The sequence below is a fragment of the Streptococcus timonensis genome (genome assembly GCF_047463455.1).
GTDB lineage: Bacteria > Bacillota > Bacilli > Lactobacillales > Streptococcaceae > Streptococcus > Streptococcus timonensis_B.
Map to the genome: position 1 here is coordinate 498,914 of NZ_JASHDV010000001.1, position 16,796 is coordinate 515,709.

At 40.3% G+C, this 16,796-nt stretch carries 15 protein-coding genes; 8 read left to right on the forward strand and 7 right to left on the reverse strand.

The window, feature by feature from the left end:
• Positions 1 to 12: 12 nt before the first annotated feature.
• Complete coding sequence (gene thrS / locus QM847_RS02635; protein ID WP_269796986.1) at positions 13 to 1,956, forward strand: threonine--tRNA ligase; 1,944 nt, start codon at positions 13 to 15, stop codon at positions 1,954 to 1,956.
• 211 nt (positions 1,957 to 2,167) lie between these two features.
• On the opposite strand, the gene QM847_RS02640 is transcribed toward thrS, so the two are convergent.
• From QM847_RS02640 to QM847_RS02660, 5 genes are all read right to left on the reverse strand, one after another.
• Positions 2,168 to 3,217, reverse strand: coding sequence for a DUF389 domain-containing protein (locus QM847_RS02640; protein ID WP_269796985.1), 1,050 nt, complete (start codon positions 3,215 to 3,217; stop codon positions 2,168 to 2,170).
• 433 nt (positions 3,218 to 3,650) lie between these two features.
• Entirely contained in the window at positions 3,651 to 5,639 is a 1,989-nt protein-coding gene (locus QM847_RS02645; protein ID WP_269796984.1) for an ABC transporter permease, read from the reverse strand.
• 1 nt (position 5,640) lies between these two features.
• Positions 5,641 to 6,399 (reverse strand): ABC transporter ATP-binding protein, encoded by a 759-nt coding sequence (locus QM847_RS02650; protein WP_006152604.1) that lies wholly within the window; start codon positions 6,397 to 6,399, stop codon positions 5,641 to 5,643.
• A 324-nt stretch (positions 6,400 to 6,723) separates the two neighbouring features.
• On the reverse strand, positions 6,724 to 7,698 hold the full coding sequence (locus tag QM847_RS02655; RefSeq protein WP_269796983.1) for a sensor histidine kinase: 975 nt from the start codon (positions 7,696 to 7,698) through the stop codon (positions 6,724 to 6,726).
• Positions 7,691 to 8,368 carry a response regulator transcription factor gene (locus tag QM847_RS02660; protein WP_414353585.1) on the reverse strand — a complete coding sequence of 226 codons (678 nt, stop codon included), beginning with the start codon at positions 8,366 to 8,368 and terminating at the stop codon, positions 7,691 to 7,693. Before QM847_RS02660 ends, QM847_RS02655 begins: the two co-directional genes overlap by 8 nt.
• 95 nt (positions 8,369 to 8,463) lie before the next feature.
• Between QM847_RS02660 and QM847_RS02665 the strand changes: the two genes are divergently transcribed.
• Positions 8,464 to 9,540 carry a DUF2974 domain-containing protein gene (locus QM847_RS02665; protein ID WP_414353765.1) on the forward strand — a complete coding sequence of 359 codons (1,077 nt, stop codon included), beginning with the start codon at positions 8,464 to 8,466 and terminating at the stop codon, positions 9,538 to 9,540.
• 115 nt (positions 9,541 to 9,655) lie between these two features.
• Positions 9,656 to 10,285 (forward strand): MBL fold metallo-hydrolase, encoded by a 630-nt coding sequence (locus tag QM847_RS02670; RefSeq protein ID WP_414353587.1) that lies wholly within the window; start codon positions 9,656 to 9,658, stop codon positions 10,283 to 10,285.
• A gap of 38 nt (positions 10,286 to 10,323) precedes the next feature.
• On the opposite strand, the gene QM847_RS02675 is transcribed toward QM847_RS02670, so the two are convergent.
• Positions 10,324 to 12,216: a M13 family metallopeptidase gene (locus tag QM847_RS02675; RefSeq protein WP_414353589.1), complete on the reverse strand. Its 1,893-nt coding sequence runs from the start codon at positions 12,214 to 12,216 to the stop codon at positions 10,324 to 10,326.
• 179 nt (positions 12,217 to 12,395) lie between these two features.
• On the opposite strand from QM847_RS02675, the gene QM847_RS02680 reads away from it, so the two are divergent.
• The 5 genes from QM847_RS02680 (at position 12,396) to QM847_RS02700 (ending at position 16,272) form a co-directional block, all read left to right on the forward strand.
• Positions 12,396 to 13,118, forward strand: coding sequence for a metal ABC transporter ATP-binding protein (locus QM847_RS02680; protein ID WP_414353591.1), 723 nt, complete (start codon positions 12,396 to 12,398; stop codon positions 13,116 to 13,118).
• Positions 13,115 to 13,963, forward strand: coding sequence for a metal ABC transporter permease (locus QM847_RS02685; protein ID WP_004251242.1), 849 nt, complete (start codon positions 13,115 to 13,117; stop codon positions 13,961 to 13,963). The genes QM847_RS02680 and QM847_RS02685 overlap by 4 nt, the downstream gene beginning before the upstream one ends.
• A gap of 26 nt (positions 13,964 to 13,989) precedes the next feature.
• Positions 13,990 to 14,922, forward strand: coding sequence for a metal ABC transporter substrate-binding lipoprotein (locus tag QM847_RS02690; RefSeq protein ID WP_414353593.1), 933 nt, complete (start codon positions 13,990 to 13,992; stop codon positions 14,920 to 14,922).
• Positions 14,923 to 15,043: 121 nt separating this feature from the next.
• Positions 15,044 to 15,538 carry a thiol peroxidase gene (gene tpx, locus QM847_RS02695; protein ID WP_368909926.1) on the forward strand — a complete coding sequence of 165 codons (495 nt, stop codon included), beginning with the start codon at positions 15,044 to 15,046 and terminating at the stop codon, positions 15,536 to 15,538.
• An 83-nt stretch (positions 15,539 to 15,621) separates the two neighbouring features.
• Complete coding sequence (locus QM847_RS02700) at positions 15,622 to 16,272, forward strand: metal-dependent transcriptional regulator (protein ID WP_269796975.1); 651 nt, start codon at positions 15,622 to 15,624, stop codon at positions 16,270 to 16,272.
• Between the two features lie 77 nt (positions 16,273 to 16,349).
• On the opposite strand, the gene dtd is transcribed toward QM847_RS02700, so the two are convergent.
• Entirely contained in the window at positions 16,350 to 16,793 is a 444-nt protein-coding gene (gene dtd, locus QM847_RS02705; protein ID WP_414353595.1) for a D-aminoacyl-tRNA deacylase, read from the reverse strand.
• Positions 16,794 to 16,796 lie beyond the last annotated feature (3 nt).

Consider the following 16,796-nt stretch of genomic DNA (forward strand, 5'->3'; position numbering starts at 1 on the left):
AGGAGAAATCACATGATTAAGATTACTTTCCCAGATGGCGCTGTTCGTGAATTCGAATCTGGCATTACAACTTTTGAAATTGCTCAATCAATCAGCAATTCCCTAGCTAAAAAAGCTCTTGCTGGTAAATTCAACGGCAAACTCATCGACACGACTCGTGCCATCACTGAAGATGGAAGCATCGAAATCGTGACACCTGATCACGAAGACGCTCTTGATATCTTGCGTCACTCAGCTGCTCACTTGTTTGCACAAGCAGCTCGTCGCCTTTTCCCAGACATTCATTTGGGTGTCGGTCCAGCTATCGAAGATGGTTTCTACTACGATACAGATAACCAAGCTGGTCAAATCTCTAACGAAGACCTTCCTCGCATCGAAGAAGAAATGCAAAAAATCGTTAAAGAAAACTTCCCATCTATCCGTGAAGAAGTGACTAAAGACGAGGCGCGTGAAATCTTCAAGAACGACCCATATAAATTGGAATTGATCGAAGAGCACTCAGAAGACGAGGGTGGCTTGACCATCTACCGTCAAGGTGAGTATGTAGACCTCTGTCGTGGCCCTCACGTCCCTTCAACAGGCCGCATCCAAATCTTCCACCTTCTCCACGTAGCTGGTGCTTACTGGCGTGGAAATAGCGACAACGCTATGATGCAACGTATCTACGGTACAGCTTGGTTCGACAAGAAAGACTTGAAGAACTACCTTCAAATGCGTGAAGAAGCTAAAGAACGTGACCACCGTAAACTTGGTAAAGAGCTTGACCTCTTTATGATTTCTCAAGAAGTTGGTCAAGGTCTTCCATTCTGGTTGCCAAATGGTGCGACAATCCGTCGTGAGTTGGAGCGCTACATCGTCGATAAAGAGTTGGCTTCTGGCTACCAACACGTTTACACTCCACCACTTGCTTCAGTTGAGCTCTACAAGACTTCTGGTCACTGGGATCATTACCAAGAAGACATGTTCCCAACTATGGACATGGGGGACGGTGAAGAATTCGTTCTTCGTCCAATGAACTGTCCACACCACATCCAAGTCTTCAAGCACCATGTTCACTCATACCGTGAATTGCCAATCCGTATCGCTGAAATCGGGATGATGCACCGTTACGAAAAATCTGGAGCTCTCACTGGTCTTCAACGTGTGCGTGAAATGTCTCTCAACGACGGTCACCTCTTTGTAACTCCTGAACAAATCCAAGAAGAATTCCAACGTGCTCTTCAGTTGATCATCGATGTTTATGAAGACTTCAACTTGACTGAATACCGCTTCCGCCTCTCTCTTCGTGACCCTCAAGATACTCATAAGTACTTTGATAACGATGAAATGTGGGAAAATGCTCAAACCATGCTTCGTGCTGCCCTTGATGAGATGGGTGTTGACTACTTTGAAGCTGAAGGTGAAGCAGCCTTCTACGGACCAAAATTGGATATCCAGGTTAAGACTGCCCTTGGAAAAGAAGAAACCCTCTCTACGATTCAGCTTGACTTCTTGCTTCCAGAACGCTTCGACCTTAAATACATCGGAGCTGATGGTGAAGAACATCGCCCAGTTATGATCCACCGTGGGGTTATCTCAACTATGGAACGCTTCACAGCGATTTTGATTGAGAACTACAAGGGTGCCTTCCCAACATGGCTGGCACCACACCAAGTAACCCTCATCCCAGTTTCTAACGAGAAACATGTGGACTACGCTTGGGAAGTAGCTAAGAAGCTCCGTGACCGTGGTGTCCGTGCTGATGTGGATGAACGCAACGAAAAAATGCAATTCAAGATCCGTGCTTCACAAACTAGCAAGATTCCTTACCAACTGATTGTTGGTGATAAGGAAATGGAAGACGGAACTGTCAACGTTCGTCGCTATGGACAAAAAGAAACCAACACTGTCCCAGTAGATGAATTTGTAGCAGCTATCCTAGCTGATATCGCTAACAAGTCTCGTGTTGAGAAATAAACCATTTAACCTGGAACAAAATCTCAGCCACCTAAAAAGCAACAACTATTTCAGTTGTTGCTTTTTTATATTTTGATTAAGCTGAGCTAATAGTGATTGATCAAACCACCACAAATAGTATCCTCATCAACAATCCTTTCTATCCATTAACTTTTGGATATAGGATATCCTCCCAAGATTTGCATCCATGAGTTAGATAAGTTGACTATCCTCAGTCCTTGTCTGCTTCATTTTCTTTTGCGCGATCGTTTTGTAAATCTTTTTCAGAGAGTTTTTGTTCGATATACTTGTCAATGTTTTCGTAAAATTCCTTAATCGTCTCACTATCTAATTTTGCCGAATTATGGAATTGCTTGACTTTCAATTGAACAGATTGAATGCCGTAAGAGGCTTGTTTTTGGCGAATGGTTTCTAATTCTTCTTCTGAAATCGGATCTCCAACAACTGTCAAGACCAATTCATTATTACTTGACTTGTAGACTTGATTAATGATCGTATGATTGGCGAACTCATTTTCTACAAACTGTTTGATCCCTTCTTTTCGCGCTTGATCTATCGTCAGAGTGACTGCTGAATAGCTGGCTGGAAGGACCAATAATACAATCAAGGATATCAACCCAATTTTCATTTTAATGCTTAGCTCATTAAATGAACTTAAGGGAGATTTTCTCATCAAAAATCTTGTTCCAACAATGTTGATTATCATGATAAAGACACAGTTGATCAAGAAAAGATAAAGAGCCCCAAATAAAAATCGTACATTTCCATTAGCTAAACCATATCCTGCAGTGCAGATAGGTGGCATCAGAGCTGTTGCGATGGCTACTCCTGGTACGATATTGTTTGCTTCTTTTTTCCTTGAACCAATGAAACCTGCTATCCCACCCGCGATAGCAATGAGAACATCCCAAATGGTTGGAGAGGTTCGTGCAATCAACTCGCTACTTGCATAAGATAAGGGAGAAATCCAGAAATACAGAGTCGATACAAGCAAACTGACCAATACTTGAGTAAATAAAACCTCTAGAGATTGCTTGATTAAACGCGTATCAAAAATAGCTAAACCAAACCCCAGTCCAACAATCGGTGTCATAAGAGGGGAAATCAGCATGGCTCCAATAACGACAGCTGTTGAATTCATATTTAGACCTATAGAGGCAATAAAAATCGAACACATCAAAATCAGTGTATCTCTTAATCGAACATGAAGGTCATCATATAGTTTCTCGCGGAATTCACGTGTTGAATAGTTTCCGGACATTGGTTACTCCTTTTATTTCATATAATCTTGTTTCTGCATGGATGATGGTAGAGAGACTTCTGTCCAAACTGACATGTTTTTAATTCTTACCTGTGATTCTTTTTATCATTATCTTTTAACTATCCATCAGTCCATCCTTAAACATTATATCAAAAATTTTACAGCCTTTCTCTGAAGAAATCAAGTAATTTAGGAGAGAGAGAAAGGTAGAAATTTTTGTTTCCCTATCCGAAGAAGAAGAAGAAAAACGATATCTCCTCTGAAAGTAGATACCGTTTTAATGTTTAAACATGATGAGTTTGTAGCAGTAATCCTAGCTGATATCGCCAACAAATTGCGTGTTGAGAAATAAGAGATAAAAACCTGGTACAAAATCCCAGCTACTAAAAAAGCAACAACTGTTTCAGCTGTTGCTTTTTTGATGTTCCTATTTTTACATTTGAACAATTCTACGATAGCTTCTTGAAGTAATCATAAAGATTAGGACATAGACTAAAGCAAAGATACCACAAATGGAAAGAGTTACGCTTAACATCATGGCTGTATCCACAACCCCAATGACCTTAAGAATCAAACTTAGCATATGATAGGCAAATGCCAAGTGTAGGAAAGCAAATATTACAGGGAGGAAGAAAACAGTCAAGACTTGCTTGTTAATGGTTTGTTTGATTTGTTTTTGATCCAAGCCCACTTTTTGCAGGATGACAAAACGTTCACGGTCTTCATAACCTTCTGAGATTTGTTTATAGTAGATGACCAGAACAGTTCCGACCATAAAGATAATGGATAGGAAAATACCGATAAAGAAAACACCACCAAAGAGGGCACTCATCTGAGCACTAGCATCTGATAGATTACTACCATAAACATAGCTACCTTCAGTGTTTAATTGAGCATTAAACTTTTGTAGATATTTTTCATACTCGTCAGCGACCTTGAGTTGTTCTTCTTCGCTGGCATTTACATTCATGCCACCGTAAAACTGATTATAGATAGCCGAATCTGGGAATTGATCCAAAAAGGCTTGTAAATCAGGCACAACAAGGTAATTGTAATCAGCAGTCAAAATATTAAACTGATTTGGGACATGGTTGACAATGAAATCTTTATTAAATTCTTCTTTTACAGAAAATTGATGGTCATTTAGAGTTAGAGCTTTCTGTTCTTTAACTCCCTCATTCTTTGCAAAGAGTCCGACCTCATTGCCTGATAGAGAAAGTTTTTGACCAGTCATATTTTCATAATCTTTTTGGTCAAATACCAGGAAAACTGTTGTGGGTTGGACACGGTTTTGTCCTTTTTCAAAAATGGTTAACTTAGTTCCTTCTTGGTTCGCAACACCAAAGTAAGTATAACGAAGCACTTCTTTCTCTTTAATCGTATAACCTTTGTCACTTGCAAACTGGCTCAAGAGTTTGTCCAAATCTTCTTTTTCAACATTTTGCCCTGAAACCCCAAAATCATGAGGATTTAGAACTTTTTTAAAGCTTTCTGAGGCATTGAAAATGCTTGTCGCTGCTGACATGGTTACCAAAACCATGGTTGACAAAATTGCGATAGTTGCCAGTCCAACCCCATTTTTCTTCATACGGAAAATCAAGTTGGACACTGAGATGAGATTATTTGGTTGGTAATAGTATTTTTTATTTTTCTTTAAGATTTGAAGGAAAACTGTAATCCCTGCATTAAACAAGAGATAGGTCCCAAAGATAACTAGTAAAACAGCTAGGAAGAAAGTTGTGAGAGCTGTAAGGGGATCTTTTACCGTAAGGGCAAGATAATAGCCAATCCCTAAACTAATAGAACCAAGAATAGTTTGGAGAGGTAGGAAACGACCTTTTTTCTCACCACTAGCTTTCTCACGTGAGAGCTGGAGGGCATTTATGCGGGCGATTCGAAGGGCATTTAGGAACATGAGGCCTAGGAAAATCAAGCCAAAAACAACAAGTACTGTAATGACAACTTTCATCTGGAAGGTAGCGACCAGTTCAACCTTTAATTTCATCAGTTTGAGCAAGAAAGCGAAAATCAGATTGTCAAAGAGGGCACCAATACCAATCCCAGCAGTGACTGTTACTAGCCCAAATATCAAGAGTTCCTTAAAAGTCATACTAATCAGATGGCGCTTCTCCAAGCCCAACATGCCATAAATTCCTAGTTCCTTAGAACGATTTTTCATGACAAAACTATTGGCATAGAGGACGATAATGGCTGACGCAAGGGTGACGACAAACATACCAAATCCAAGAGTAGCTTGAATCGTTTCACCTCCACGGATTTCCGCAATCTTGGGATTGAAGGTCAGAGAGTAAAAGAGATAGCTGATAGTGACTGCTAAGAGAACAGCCAGTGCAAAGGGATAATAGAGTTTGTGGTTTTTGATTAAGTTGGAAATGGCCAACTTATTGGTTAATCGAAACATACTAGTTCACCTCACTTGCCATAACAGTCAAGGTGTCAGAGATTTCTTGGAACATCTGACGATCCGTCTTTTCACCACGGTAAATTTGATTATAGAGAATACCGTCCTTGATGAAAAGAACACGTTTTGCACGGCTGGCCGCAGCTGTCGAGTGAGTTACCATGAGAATGGTTTGCCCTTGTTCGTTGATCTGATCAAAGATATCAAGGAGGGCTGCAGATGATTTAGAGTCTAGGGCACCTGTTGGCTCGTCCGCAAGGAGAATTTCTGGTTCTGTGATGATAGCTCGTGCAACTGCAACCCGTTGTTTTTGCCCTCCAGAGATTTCATAAGGGTACTTCTCCTGCAATTGGTTGATGCCAAGATTTTCGGCCGTCACGACCAATTTTTTCATCATTTCTGTAATAGGCTTTCTAGACAATACCAAAGGGAGTAAGATATTGTCTTTAACAGAAAGCGTATCTAACAAATTGAAGTCTTGGAAGACAAAGCCTAACTTTTCACGACGGAAGCTTGATGCTTCGGAATTTTTAATGGTAGCTGTGTCAGTTCCATTTAGGAAGACCTGTCCACGCGTTGGCTTGTCAAGCATAGCTAGAATATTGAGTAGGGTTGATTTACCGGATCCAGACTCACCCATGATAGCAACGTAGTCGCCTTTTTCAACGGTAAAGTGAATATCTTTCAGGGCTTCTACTTGGTTGCCTTGAAAGCGAGTTTTATAAATCTTTTGAACGTGTTTTACATCTAATAGTGTCATGATAATCTCCTTCTTAATATCCCTTTAATTGAAACTGAGCCTGCATCATTTGAATGCCGAGCTCAACTCGCTCGATATCCTTTAGACTCGGTTTACTTGTTTGTTTCTTTTGTAAAATATTTTTCATAGTTTCGCTCCTTTATCTTTATGATATAAGTGTACTCTAAAAAAAGAGTTGGTTCCATAACATAACCTTACAAATGGAGCTTTAATCTTACATTTTTGTAAGATTACATTTTTTATCTAATTGAAGCCTTTTTTCTCACTATATCAAGGTCTAAAGAAGAGCTTGAAAGGTTTCTTCCAAGCTCTTCACAATTCTTTTCATTCAATCAGTAAATTCACTTCAGAGAATTTAATCCTCACCGTTGTTCCTTGACCAAGTTCAGATTCGATACGGATTTGATGACCTAATTCTTGGCTAATTTTCTGGGTTAAATAGAGACCAAGTCCAGATGACTGCTGGGTCATACGACCATTGTAACCTGAAAATCCGCGTTCAAAGACTCGAAGAACATCACTATTTTTAATGCCGATCCCAGTATCTTTGATACAAAGGTCCTGACCATCCATATAGATTTCAATTCCACCTTCATTAGTATACTTAAGGCTATTTGACAGGATTTGTTCAATGACTACCAACAGCCATTTTTTATCCGTCACAATGCTTCTATCCAAGTCATGCAGATTAACACTTAAACCTTTCTGGATAAAGAAAATGGCATATTTGCGAATGACTTCCTTGACCAAATCCTCTACATTTTCTTTCTTCAACACCAGATCATCATGGAAGCTCTCTAAGCGTAGGTATTGGAGAACGAGGTTGGTGTAGGAATCAATCTTAAAAATCTCCTGTTCTAGCTGTTGCTTCAATTGGCGATCTGCCACCTCGCTCACGAGGAGTTTACTGGCCGCAATTGGTGTTTTTATCTGATGCACCCAGAGAGTATAGTAGTCCACCAAGTCATTATAGCGATTTTCCGCATCTGATTTCTTTTGATAAAGTTCCTCTTCACTTTTCTCTAATTTTTCAGTTAGTAAGAGCTCCATTGGTGACTTGGCTTCTCTTTCGCCGTAGAACAGTTCCTTACGGTAGCGTTGCAATTCTATCAAGAAATCAAATACCAGAAACAAAAATGTCAAAAATGTAGATAGAAAGAAGAAATAGTTAAAGTAGGGCCCTTGCTTATCAAACAAGATTTCAAAGAGAAAAAGCAAACCTGTAAGCGATAGAATAAAAGCAAAAAAACGTCTACGCGAACGGATATAAGCTAGAAAAAAACTTTTAAAATCAAGCATGTTTCAACCCGTACCCTATTCCTTTCTTGGTTTCAATAAAACCAATCAAACCTTCTTCCTCCAGTTTTTTGCGCAAGCGAGCGACATTAACGGATAAGGTATTATCATCGATGAAGAAATCACTATTCCAAAGTTCCCGCATCAAATCGTCACGCGCCACGATATTGCCTGCATGCTCAAATAAGACACGTAAAATCTGAAATTCATTTTTTGTTAAACTGATAGTTTTTCCATTGACATGCACATCCATAGACTTGGTGTTGAGGATAACTCCTGCATACTCTAAGAGACTTTCATCCCGCCCAAACTCATAGGAGCGACGTAACAAGCCCTGCACCTTGGCTATGAGGACCTGCTGGTCAAAAGGCTTGGTCACAAAATCGTCAGCTCCCATATTAATAGCCATCACGATGTCCATAGCCTGGTCTCTTGAAGACAGAAACATAATAGGAACTTTGGAAATCTTACGAATTTCCTGACACCAATGATAACCATTAAAGAGAGGCAATCCAATATCCATCAGGACCAGATGAGGCTCAGACTGAACAAATAGCGTCAGAACTTCCATAAAGTCTTCTACCATAACTACTTCAAAACCCCATTCGGAGAGCATTTTCCCAACTTGTTGACGAATGACTTGATCATCTTCTACTAGTAAAATCTTGTGCATCTGCTCCTCCTTTTTCTATATTATAGCAAAATTCTCCTGACTACTAGCGAAATTGATGTAAATCTGATATGATAAAAGTTAAGAAAGGAATTACCATGGCCAATATTTTTGACTATCTTACCTATGTTCAATACGATTCTTTTTACGATATTCCCTTAAATGAACTGGATGTACTTGCTTTGACAGAGCTGACTTATCTTCCTTTTGATAACTTATTAGACCAATCCGTCAATCGTTTAAGCGATGTCGCAACACGTGTCCCACGAGAAAGCACCATGTTGACCAATAAAGAACGTCTACAACTCTTAGACCAACTCTCCCAACACAAGCGTTTTAAAAATAGCAAGCTTTCTAACTTTGTTAATGATATTGATGTGGAACTCCAAAAACAATTCGCTGCTATGACCTATCGTCTGAATCTAGATACCTATCTCATTGTCTTTCGTGGCACAGACGACAGTATTATTGGCTGGAAGGAAGATTTCCATATGACCTATATGAAGGAAATCCCTGCCCAAAAACATGCTCTTGAATACTTGGAGGATTTCTTTAAACAATATCCAAAGCAAGAAGTAATCATTGCCGGACATTCTAAAGGTGGTAATCTAGCCGTCTATGCTGCAAGTCAAATCCAACCTGATTTGCAGGAAAAAATATCTGCAGTTTATACTTACGATGCTCCAGGTTTGCAGGCTCATCTGACTGAAACCAGCGGCTATCAGGAAGTAATCCCAAAAATTCACCGTTATGTCCCCCAGGGATCCGTCATTGGAATGATGCTTGAAGTTCCTGATACTCCTATTGTTGTGCGCAGTCTGGCCTTAGGTGGTATCGCCCAACACAATACTTTCAGCTGGCAAACTGAAGGAACTCACTTTGTCCAACTAGAGGAAATTAGTAGAGAAAGTCTACAAATCAAAGACGCTCTAAAGGAATGGATGGACAGTGTCCCGGATGAAGAACTTGAGCTCTATTTCAATCTCTTCTTTGGAACTATTTTAGAGTCTGGGATCAATTCTATCAATGATTTATCTTCTACCGGTGCTATCGAGCACATTCATCAACTGGTTTCCCAAGCTCAAACACTAGAACCTCAACAAGTTGAAATCTTAAGAAACCTGACACAACTCCTACTGGATGCACGCTTCCAAGCTTGGAAAAATCATTTTTAATGAGTTAAAAGTCCCTTCCTTTATGAAGGGACTTTCTTGTTTGTTCCTATTTTTTCCTAATTTTACTCTTCTGTGTTATACTAGTAGCAGTATATTCTATGAGATTGGAGAACTTATGAAAATTCACAGAACAGTGAATCCTGTTGCTTATGAAAACACCTACTACATTGAAGGTGAGAATCACTTGATTGTGGTTGACCCAGGTAGCCATTGGTCTGAGATTCGTAGCGTTATTGAAACCATTAATAAACCTATCTGCGCTATACTCTTGACACACACCCACTATGATCATATCTTGAGTCTAGACTTGGTTAGAGATACTTTTGGAAATCCTCCAGTCTATGTGGCAGAGAGTGAAGCTTCTTGGCTCTATACTCCTGTTGATAATCTTTCTGGGCTTCCTCGTCACGATGATATGGCGGATGTCGTGTGTAGACCAGCTGAACACACCTATGTTTTTCATGAAGAATACCAGATTGAAGAATTCCGCTTTACCGTCTTACCAACTCCAGGCCACTCTATCGGTGGAGCTTCACTTGTTTTCCCAGATGGAAACTTGGTCTTAACCGGAGACACGCTCTTCCGTGAAACAATTGGCCGTGATGACCTCCCAACAGGTAGTTTGGAGCAAATGCTTGACAGTATTCGCAATCAGCTCTTCACCCTACCAAACTATGATGTTTACCCAGGCCATGGACCTGCTACGACTATCGCCCACGAAAAAGTATTCAATCCCTTTTTCTAAAATATAAAAACCAAGGACAATCATCCTTGGTTTTTTGATTACCAGATAATCACGCGGTCTTCAGGTGCACGCCACATTCCGTCGCCTTCTTTGACATCATAAGTTGTAAAGAAGTCATCAAAGTTTGGCACTTGGACATTAACTCGAAGTTTAGCCGGTGCGTGCACGTCAACACTGGCCATTAGTTTCATCAACTCAGGACGACCTTTCATACGCCAGATACGAGCAAAGTTATGGAAGAACTCTTCAGCTGAGAAATCTGGTTCTCTCTTAGCAGCTTCAAGGGCAGCAGCAATTCCTCCTAGGTCGGCAACGTTTTCGGATACAGTTAATTTGCCATTTATTTTTGCACCGTAAGATTCTTGACCATCAAACTGGTCGATAACCTTCTGTGTTTTTTCTTTAAAGGCTGCGTAGTCGCTCTCTGTCCACCAATCCTTGAGACTACCATTTTCATCAAATGAAGCCCCATTTGTATCAAAGGCATGAGAGATTTCATGGGCGATAACCGCTCCGATACCACCATAGTTGGCAGAAGATGACTGATGCAAGTCATAGAATGGAGCCTGTAAGATAGCAGAAGGGAAGACAATCAAGTTCTTTTGTGGATTGTAGTAGGCATTAACCATGTGAGCTGGCATTCCCCACTCCTTGTAGTCAACTGGCTGGTTCCATTTGCTCCAGCTGTGCTTGATTTCCACACGCGCAAAGGCAAGAGCATTCTCAAAGAGGCTAGAAGATTCATCCACTACCTTGTCCTTATAGCGAGCTGGTAGCTCTTCTGGATAACCAATATAAGGCTTGATAACATTGAGTTTGACGATAGCTTTTTCTCGTGTTCCAGGTGTCAGCCAATCGTTCTTAGCCAAGCGTTCCTTATAAACATCAATCATAGTTGCCACTTTTTTCTCAACGTCCGCCTTGGCTTCTGGAGAGAATTTTTCATGGGCATACCAAAGGCCAAGAGCTTGTTTGAATGGTCCTTGGGCTAAGTGGTAAGCAGCCTTGCGCTTGTCTTGGGCTTCTGGAACTCCTGAAAGGGCACGGCCATAAGCACCTGACAAAATGCGAATCTCATCTGTCAAATAGCTTGTTGAAAGATTGACCACACTCAAGATCAAGCTTGCCTTGAGTAAAGGCCAAGCTTCTTCACTATAGAATTGCTCTGCTGCTTGCCAGAAACGTTCCTCATCTACGATAACCTTATCTGGAGTTTGACCAATCACTGCTTGGAAAAAGTCATCGAGAGGTAAGGCAGGCGCAAACTTTTTGAAATCTTCATAAGAATATGGATGGTAAAGTTTAGCATATTCTGAACTTTCTTCATTAGAGAGGACTACAGCTGCGATACGGCGGTCCAATTCCAATCGTTTCTCTAATAAATCTTCGATTTCTTCATCTGAGAAGTTATAGGCTTTGAGGAGATTAGAAGTACTTTCTTTCCAAAGGTTCAATAATTCCTCACGCTGAGGATGGTCTTCCGTATAGTAGGTTGTATCAGGCAAGATAGTTCCTGGAGCACTAGCCCAGAGAACATTGGTTCTAGCATCCATAAAATCTGGTGATACTCCAAATGGAAGGAAGTTTGGTTTACCAGCTAATTCAAACTCTGCTAATTTGCTTGCGAAGTCCTCAAAACTTTCCAAATCTTGGTATTCCTTGAGCAAAGGAAGGACTGGCTCGATCCCATCAGCTTCTCGCTTGTCGAAATCTCTCACCATACGATGGTATTTGACAAAGTTTGCTAGGATAAGATCTTCTGGAACATCTTCTCCAGCCAACCACTTGTCCGTCGTTGTTAGCATCAACTCTTCGATTTCTTCGTCAAGGTCGATAAAACCACCTGTTCGTGATTTATCGGCTGGAATGACTGCAGTCTTTTCCCATTCACCATTTATAGCATCATAAAAATCATCTTGATAACGTGTCATCTTGTTCTCGCTTTCATTATTCACTTATTCCTAGCTTAGCAAAAATCCCTGGGGAATGCAATTAAAAATGCCGTCTCCTCCTATTTGATTTCATCATTAATATTTTAAATTTTTACCAAAATTAACTTGACTTAAAAATAAAATTAAGGTATATTAAAATCCAGGAGGAATACAACTGTATGATACGTATCGAAAACCTCAGTGTCTCCTACAAAGAAACGTTGGCACTAAAGGATATTTCACTAGTGCTCCAAGGACCAACGATTACCGGGATTATTGGTCCAAACGGCGCTGGAAAATCAACCTTATTAAAAAGTATGCTGGGTATTATCCCACATGAAGGACATTCTTTTATCGATGATAAAGAAATGAAAAAATCTCTTAAGAAAGTTGCCTATGTCGAGCAAAAAATTCATATCGACTACAACTTTCCTATCAAGGTAAAAGAATGTGTCTCTCTGGGACTCTATCCATCCATTCCACTCTTTCACACTTTAAAAGCAAACCACTGGAAAAAGGTAGATGAAGCACTTGAAATCGTGGGTCTTTCTGACTATGCAGACCGCCAGATTAGTCAACTCTCTGGTGGCCAATTCCAGCGTGTCTTGATTGCCCGTTGTCTAGTTCAAGATGCTGATTATATTCTCTTAGACGAGCCCTTTGTGGGGATTGACTCTGTCAGCGAAGAGATCATCATGAACACGCTGAGAGATCTTAAAAAAGCTGGCAAGACGGTCCTTATCGTTCACCATGACCTCGGCAAGGTTGCCCATTATTTTGACCAGGTACTCCTTCTCAACAAGGAGCTAATTGCCTTTGGTCCAACAAAGGAGACCTTCACCCAAGCCAATCTCAAACAAGCTTATGGTGACCGACTCTTTTTCAACGGAGGTGACCTATGATTGCAGAATTTATAGATGGATTGCAGAACTTCCACTTTCTCCAAAATGCCTTGATTACAGCTGTTGTGATTGGTATTGTTGCTGGAGCGGTCGGATGCTTTATCATTCTCCGTGGGATGTCCCTTATGGGAGATGCTATCTCGCACGCTGTCTTACCTGGTGTAGCCCTTTCTTTTATTTTAGGAATTGACTTCTTTATTGGTGCTATCATCTTTGGACTGCTTGCCTCTGTCATCATCACCTACATCAAGGGGAACTCTATTATCAAGAGTGACACTGCCATTGGGATTACCTTTTCATCTTTATTGGCTCTTGGCATTATTTTGATTAGTGTGGCTAAAAGCTCGACTGACCTCTTCCATATACTCTTTGGGAATATCTTGGCTGTTCAAGACATAGACATGTATATTACCATCGGTATGGGAGCTCTCATTCTATTGATTATCGGGATTTTCTTCAAGCAACTCTTGATTACATCCTTTGATGAACTCCTAGCCAAAGCCATGGGCATGCCAGTTAATTTCTACCACTATCTACTCATGATACTCTTGACTTTGGTGTCAGTGACTGCTATGCAAAGTGTCGGAACCATCCTTATCGTAGCCATGCTGATTACTCCAGCTGCGACAGCTTATCTTTACGCCAATAGTCTAAAGACCATGATTTTTCTTTCATCAGGCTTGGGAGCTCTAGCTTCTGTCTTGGGACTTTTTATCGGTTATAGCTTTAACCTGGCTGCAGGTTCAAGTATCGTGCTGACATCTGCAAGTTTCTTTCTCATCAGTTTCTTTATCGCACCAAAACAACGTTATCTGAAGCTGAAAAATAAAAAAATCAAACAATAATGAGGGAGCCCCTCTGGAGGAATATAATGAAAAAATTAGGTGCATTACTAGTTCTTTTTCTTTCCATCATCGGCCTAACTGCTTGTGCAACTGGAAAAAAAGACACGGCCACAAGTGACCAAAAATTAAAGGTCGTAGCTACAAACTCAATTATCGCTGATATTACTAAAAATATCGCAGGAGACAAGATTGATCTTCATAGTATCGTGCCTGTAGGACAAGATCCACACGAGTACGAGCCACTACCAGAAGATGTCAAGAAAACTTCGCAAGCCGACTTAATTTTCTACAATGGTATCAACCTTGAAACAGGTGGAAATGCCTGGTTTACAAAATTAGTTGAGAATGCTAAGAAAACTGAAAACAAAGACTACTTTGCAGTTAGCGAAGGCGTTGATGTCATCTACCTAGAAGGCCAAAATGAAAAAGGAAAAGAAGACCCACACGCTTGGCTCAACCTTGAAAACGGGATTATTTATGCGCAAAACATTGCTAAGCAACTCATCGCCAAAGACCCTAGCAACAAGGAATTCTACGAAAAGAATCTCAAAGAATACACTGAAAAACTAGACAAGCTTGACAAGGAAGCCAAAGATAAATTTAACGCTATTGATGCTGATAAGAAACTTATCGTAACCAGCGAAGGATGCTTCAAATACTTCTCTAAAGCTTACGGTGTACCAAGTGCATACATTTGGGAAATCAATACTGAAGAAGAAGGAACACCTGACCAAATCAAGACCTTAGTTGAAAAACTTCGCCAAATGAAGGTTCCATCTCTATTTGTTGAATCCAGTGTCGATGATCGTCCAATGAAGACAGTTTCTAAAGACACAAACATCCCAATCTATGCTCAAATCTTTACGGACTCAATCGCTGAAGAAGGTAAAGAAGGCGACAGCTACTACAACATGATGAAATACAACCTTGAAAAGATTGCTGAAGGCTTGTCTAAATAATTATTTAAAAAACGTCATTCACCTTGTATTGGCGTTTTTTGTCTGTTCAGTTTTCGGTCAAATCATTGGAAAAATCTGACAATTCTCGGTAAAATAAAAGAAAAAAGAATGGAGTAGTTTCATGACCACTTTTCTCGGAAATCCTGTAACCTTTACAGGTAAACAACTGCAAGTCGGAGACAAGGCACTTGACTTTTCTCTTACGACAACCGATCTCTCTAAAAAAACGCTAGCTGACTTTGATGGAAAGAAAAAAGTCTTGAGTGTTGTCCCTTCTATTGATACTGGTATCTGCTCAACGCAAACACGTCGTTTCAACCAAGAACTTGCCAACCTTGACAACACGGTCGTTCTTACCGTTTCTATGGACCTACCATTTGCTCAAGGACGCTGGTGTGGGGCTGAAGGCCTTGACAATGCCATCATGCTTTCAGACTACTTTGACCATTCTTTCGGACGTGATTATGCCCTCTTGATTAACGAATGGCATCTCCTTGCACGTGCCGTCTTTGTTCTCGATGCTAACAATATCATCCGTTATGTAGAATACGTTGACAATATCAACACGGAGCCAGACTTTGAAGCTGCTATTGCTGCAGTTAAAGAACTAAACTAAAATCACAAGCATTATGACAGAAAGCTAGAGAAATCTGGCTTTTTTTGATATACTAGTTACAGATATTAAACAAGGAAAAAGCAATGACCCCAAACAAAGAAGATTACTTAAAATGTATTTATGAGATTGGCATGGAAGTTCCTAAAATCACCAACAAAGAAATTGCTGCTCGGATGCAGGTATCTCCTCCGGCGGTAACTGAAATGATTAAGCGCATGCAATCTGAAAATCTCATTCTAAAGAATAAAGAAAATGGCTATTTGCTGACAGACATTGGTTTGAAACTAGTTTCTGAGCTTTATCGCAAACACCGACTGATTGAGGTATTCTTAGTTCACCACTTAGACTATACTAGCAATCAGATCCACGAAGAAGCTGAAGTGTTAGAACATACTGTATCAGACCTTTTTGTGGAGAGATTGGAAAGTATGTTAGGTTTTCCAAAGACCTGTCCTCATGGTGGTACTATTCCTGCCAAGGGTGAACTTCTGGTTGAGATCAATAACCTGCCACTTTCTGATATCAACGAAGCAGGAAGCTACCTTCTCACAAGAGTCCATGATAGCTTTGAACTTCTTCAATATTTGGAAAAACATGGCATCCATATTGGCGATCAACTTCAAGTCAAACAGTTTGATGGTTTCAGTAATACTTTTACTCTAATTCACAAGAATGAAGAACTTCAAGTCAGCCTCGAAATCGCTAAGCAACTCTATATTGAAAAAATGAACTAACTCCCCTTATCCCTAGAAGCTTTGTCTTTTAGGGTTTTCATAGATAAACAAAAACCAAGCTTGTATGCTTGGTTTTCTTATCTATTCTTGGTATCTAGAATGATGGTTACTGGACCATCATTGATCAGTTCCACCTGCATATCAGCTCCAAAGACACCTGTCTCAACAGGAACTTCCTTGGCTAGTTCTCGATTTAAGTCTTGGTAAAAAGCCTCAGCCATATCAGGTTTGGCAGCAGCTGTAAATGCTGGTCGATTGCCCTTCTTTGTATCTGCAAAAAGAGTGAATTGAGAGATAGAGAGGATTTCTCCCTCAATATCCTTGACTGACAGATTCATCTTTCCTTCTGCATCCGAAAATATACGCATATTGACGAGTTTTCTCACCGCATAGTCTAGATCTTCTGGTTGGTCTTCAGGACCAACTCCCACTAGGAGTAATAAACCTTGCTTGATTTGGCTATAAACTTGCCCCTCAATAGAGACCTGAGCTTGTTTGACTCGCTGAACGACGATTTTCATAAA